Below are 4,161 nucleotides of genomic sequence, written 5' to 3'. Positions count from 1 at the left end.
GTAGTTCGGGACAGAAGATTGAAAGACTGAAACACGAAACCGATCTTCTGATTTCTAATCCCGGCTAAGCTATTTCTATCTAAAGAAGATATATCTTTACCTTCAAGGAAATAGTTCCCTTTAGTGGGTCGATCTAAACAGCCCAAGATATGCATTAAGGTCGATTTTCCTGAGCCAGATGGTCCCATTATGGCGACAAAAGCGCCTTTTTCAATGGACAGATCAATCCCCCTTAAGGCGTGAATCTCGTAATCCCCGAGTTTATAGATTTTGACCAGATGCTCCGTAAAGATGACCTGCTCCATGCTATCTCCTTCCTCCTCCACCGAACCTGGGAACAAAGGGATTAACCTGCTGGTTATTATTGGTGGTGAGTTCTGCGCCCTTTTCCGCGGTAATGATCTTCTGTCCCTCTTTAAGGCTGTCCGATATAACCTGGGTGAAGCTGCCGTCAGAGATCCCGACCTGAACCGGGATCGGCTCTGGTTTTCCCTGGGGGCTTAAAATCCATAAAATACTCTGGCCTGGTCTTCTTGAGCCGGCCGAATTGGTTCTGGCAGAACTACTGTCCAAATGCTGCGCTGCCTGAGACCCCTGGGCCCCCCCTCTCATCTGGGAAAAAGACTTCTTCCCAGATGTGGAGGGGCGAAAGCGCAAAGCCCCTGCAGGGACTTTGAGTACATCCTGTCTTTCATCCACTAGGATAGTCACGTTAGCGGTCATCCCGGGCATCAAAAGAAGATTCGGGTTTGGGACCTCTATAATCACGTCATAAGATACAACATTCTGCACTACCTGGGGAGAAAGTCTTATCTGGCTTACAGTTCCCTTAAACGACAGGTCAGGATAAGCGTCCACTGTGAAAAGCACTTGCTCACCATCTCTTATTTTTCCTATATCTGCCTCGTCTATGCTGGCATCGACTTCCATTTTTGTCAGGTCTTGGGCTATGGTGAAAAGGGTTGGCGCCTGCAGGCTGGCTGCTACGGTCTGCCCCACATCCACGTTTCTGGAAATGACAACTCCGTCTATGGGCGAGGTTATGGTGGCATATTCAAGATTGGTTTTAACCCGGTCTAAATTAGCCTGGGAAGATTTCACATCAGCTTGTGCCAGCTCATAATTGGTCTGGGCAACGTCTCTATCTGATACCGAGACCATATTCTGCTGGAATAAGGATTGGGTGCGCTCATATTCTTTCTTAGAAAGCTCGGCCGAGGCTTTGGCTCTTTCTAAATCCGCTTGAGCCTGGGCGACTTGAGCCTTTAGAAAAGTAGGGTCTAATTGGGCGAGGACCTGCCCTTTCTTCACGCGGTCGTTAAAATCAGCATAAAGAGCTGAGATGGTCCCGGAGACCTGGCTTCCCACCTGAACCGTGGTTACTGCCTGCACAGCTCCGGTGGCAGTAACCAAAATAGAGATATCCCCTTTTTGCACCTCGGCCGTGGTGAACTTAGCTTCGGTCTTTTTACTGCTTCCCCTGAAAAATAAGAAGAAGAATAAAATTATCAGAACTAAAACAGGGATTAAGATAAAAATTTTTCTCATAGGATTTCCTTTCTCCTTTTCAAAATCAAGCAGGGTTTTTACTAAAGTGCTTTTTCAAACAGAAGTAGAGATACACTTCACACAAAAAATTTGACACAGATTGAAAGTAAAAGGTTTAATTATATTACGCAGGTTCAAATTTTTTTTATAATCTTTCTGACAGTGAAAAAATTCAATTAAGAGGACATCCTATGTCTTATTTTTTGCATAAAAAGAGGAGGCTGCATCAAGGGTTTTGCCGCTGTAAGGCAAGAATGCATGACTTACCATTTTTTGAGAGTCAGATAGACTGATTCTGAGTCGAGTTTCCCCTATCACAAATAATCAGGTTTTTCTTTCCTTCTTTTTGGCGGCAGGGAAGAGGATGTTGTTAAGGATTAAGCGATAGCCAGGAGAGTTCTTATGCAGGCTTAAGTCTGTTTGTGGGTCGCCTACCCGGTGTTCATAATCCTCTGGGTCATGTCCGGAGAAGAAGGTGAAGGTGCCTCTGCCGAAATTTCCGTGGATATATCTTACCTCATCCTGTCCCTCTACTTCCGCCAGGACGGTTACATACTTTTTTAAAAGTGATTTTCTAAAGGCGGTGGTCTGTCCCATAAAACCCCGGACCACGTTCACATGATCCTGGACTAACATCGAGGGAACCGGGTCTAATTTGGCAGAGAAATCGAACAGGGTAAAATAGTCATTCTGCGAATTAATTCCCCAGACGAGCCGGTCCAAATAGGTGTCTATATCAGAGTGTTTATATTCCGGCGGGTCTAAAGATACGGTGAAATCTGTAAAAGCAAAGGTTTTCGAATAATCCAACTTCTTCTGACAATCAGGATCAGGCGGGTCACCGTCGAATTCCCGCGGAACGATATCGTCATTTTCCGCAGCTAAGGCTATGTCCATAGTCTCCGGAGCAGAGCACATGGCAAACAGGAACCCTCCCCGGGAAACGTAGTCCTTCAGGGCTCTGGCAACCGCCTTTTTCTCCTCAGACACCTTTTTAAATCCTAATTTCCTGGCAATGGTTTCGCAGGTTGCCTGTTCCTCTTTATACCAGGGCTCATTTCTGAAAGAGAAGTAAAATTTCCCGTACTGGCCTGTGAAATCCTCATGATGAAGATGCAGCCAATCGTATTTCTCCAGGTCACCCTTCAAAACCTCGGTATCCCATAAGGTCTTGTAGGGAATCTCCGCGTAAGCTAAAGCCAGTCTGACAGCATCATCCCAGGGCTCCTTATTAGGGGGCACATACACTGCGATAGCAGGAGCTTTTTCCAGTAAGACTACGTCCATGTTATTTTCTTCTATCTCTTTATAAATCGCCCCAGCCTGAGACATATCGATTTTTTCAAAAGATACACCCTGCAGTCTGCAGCGATCAGCCATATCCTCATGATATTCAGTCATAAAGGAACCGTCCCTGTAGTTCAAAAGCCATTCCACGTTGTACCCCTGTTTCAAGCACCAATAAGCCACCCCGTAGGCTTTAAGATGGTCGGTCTGGGATAAATCCATGGGGATTAGAATCTTTTGAGCCTGGGAGAGTCCAAAGGAAAGAATTAAGGCAAAAATGAAAATAGAAAGAGATATTAAAATTTTTCTTATCATTGCGACACCCGTTATGTTGAGTGACCCTGTGAGGGTCGCGCTACGAAGGACAAATTTGTAGTTGCCCAATTTATTGGGCGTCTTTTATGCCTGATAAATCAGGCAACTACCTGCTCGATAAATCGAGCGACTACGATGGATTTTTTCCCTTACCTTTCTTCAACTCCTCTTTCTTTTTCCTCCACCACTCGATTCTTTTTTTAATCTCTTTTTCAAATCCAAAATCCGTGGGCTCGTAATATCTTCTTCCTTTCAGGTTATCCGGCAGATACTCTTCATCTACGAAATGACCAGGAAAGTCGTGAGGATATTTGTAATCTTTGCCATAACCCAAATCTTTCATCAATCCGGTAACAGGATTGCGGATATCCAAAGGAACAGGCAATGCCTGGGTCTCCTGGATTTCTTTCTCCACTTTTGAAAATGCAGTGTAGATGGCATTACTCTTTGGAGCTGTAGCTAAATAGACCACTGCCTGGGCTAAGGCTAACTCACCTTCAGGCGTTCCCAGGAAATGATATGCCTCCTTAGCAGCAATGGTAACCTGCAGAGCCTGGGGGTCTGCATTTCCAATATCTTCTGTGGCAAACCTGATTAACCTTCTGGCGATATAAAGAGGGTCTTCTCCGCCAGCAAGCATCCGACCAAGCCAGTATAAAGCAGCATCCGGATCTGAGCCTCTTAAGCTTTTATGCAAAGCTGAGATTATATTATAATGCTCCTCACCGGCTTTATCATAAACTAAAGCCTTTTTCTGCATCGCCTCCTGGGCTATCTGTAAGGTTATGTTCCTTACTCCCTTTTCATCTGGTGAGGTAGTCATCACAGCAAATTCAAGAGTGTTCAGAGCCACCCGGGCATCGCCATTTGCCATCTGGACGATAAAATCCTTGGCTTTTTCCTCCAGGTTTACTTTTAAATTCCCCAGACCTTGTTCTTTATCAGTCAAAGCTCGATTTACGATTTCCTTAAGGTCTTCCTCAGTTAAAGGATTTAAGGTATAAACCTTTG

4 protein-coding genes are annotated in these 4,161 nt (G+C 45.0%); all 4 read right to left on the bottom strand.

The genetic code is table 11. The features are described 5' to 3' along the window. On the bottom strand, nucleotides 1-305 hold a 305-nt coding region (locus MUP17_00470; GenBank protein MCJ7457453.1), incomplete at its 3' end, for an ATP-binding cassette domain-containing protein. A gap of 1 nt (nucleotide 306) precedes the next feature. After that, nucleotides 307-1,548: an efflux RND transporter periplasmic adaptor subunit gene (locus tag MUP17_00465; protein ID MCJ7457452.1), complete on the bottom strand. Its 1,242-nt coding sequence runs from the start codon at nucleotides 1,546-1,548 to the stop codon at nucleotides 307-309. A gap of 324 nt (nucleotides 1,549-1,872) precedes the next feature. Further along, complete coding sequence (locus tag MUP17_00460) at nucleotides 1,873-3,150, bottom strand: asparagine synthetase B (GenBank protein ID MCJ7457451.1); 1,278 nt, start codon at nucleotides 3,148-3,150, stop codon at nucleotides 1,873-1,875. Nucleotides 3,151-3,280: 130 nt separating this feature from the next. After that, on the bottom strand, nucleotides 3,281-4,161 hold an 881-nt coding region (locus MUP17_00455; GenBank protein ID MCJ7457450.1), incomplete at its 5' end, for a replication-associated recombination protein A.

The organism is Candidatus Zixiibacteriota bacterium (assembly GCA_022865345.1).
In the GTDB taxonomy this organism is placed as follows: domain Bacteria; phylum Zixibacteria; class MSB-5A5; order MSB-5A5; family RBG-16-43-9; genus RBG-16-43-9.
Note: the sequence above shows the minus strand (reverse complement) of the source record. Positions and strands in the feature narration are given on the sequence as shown.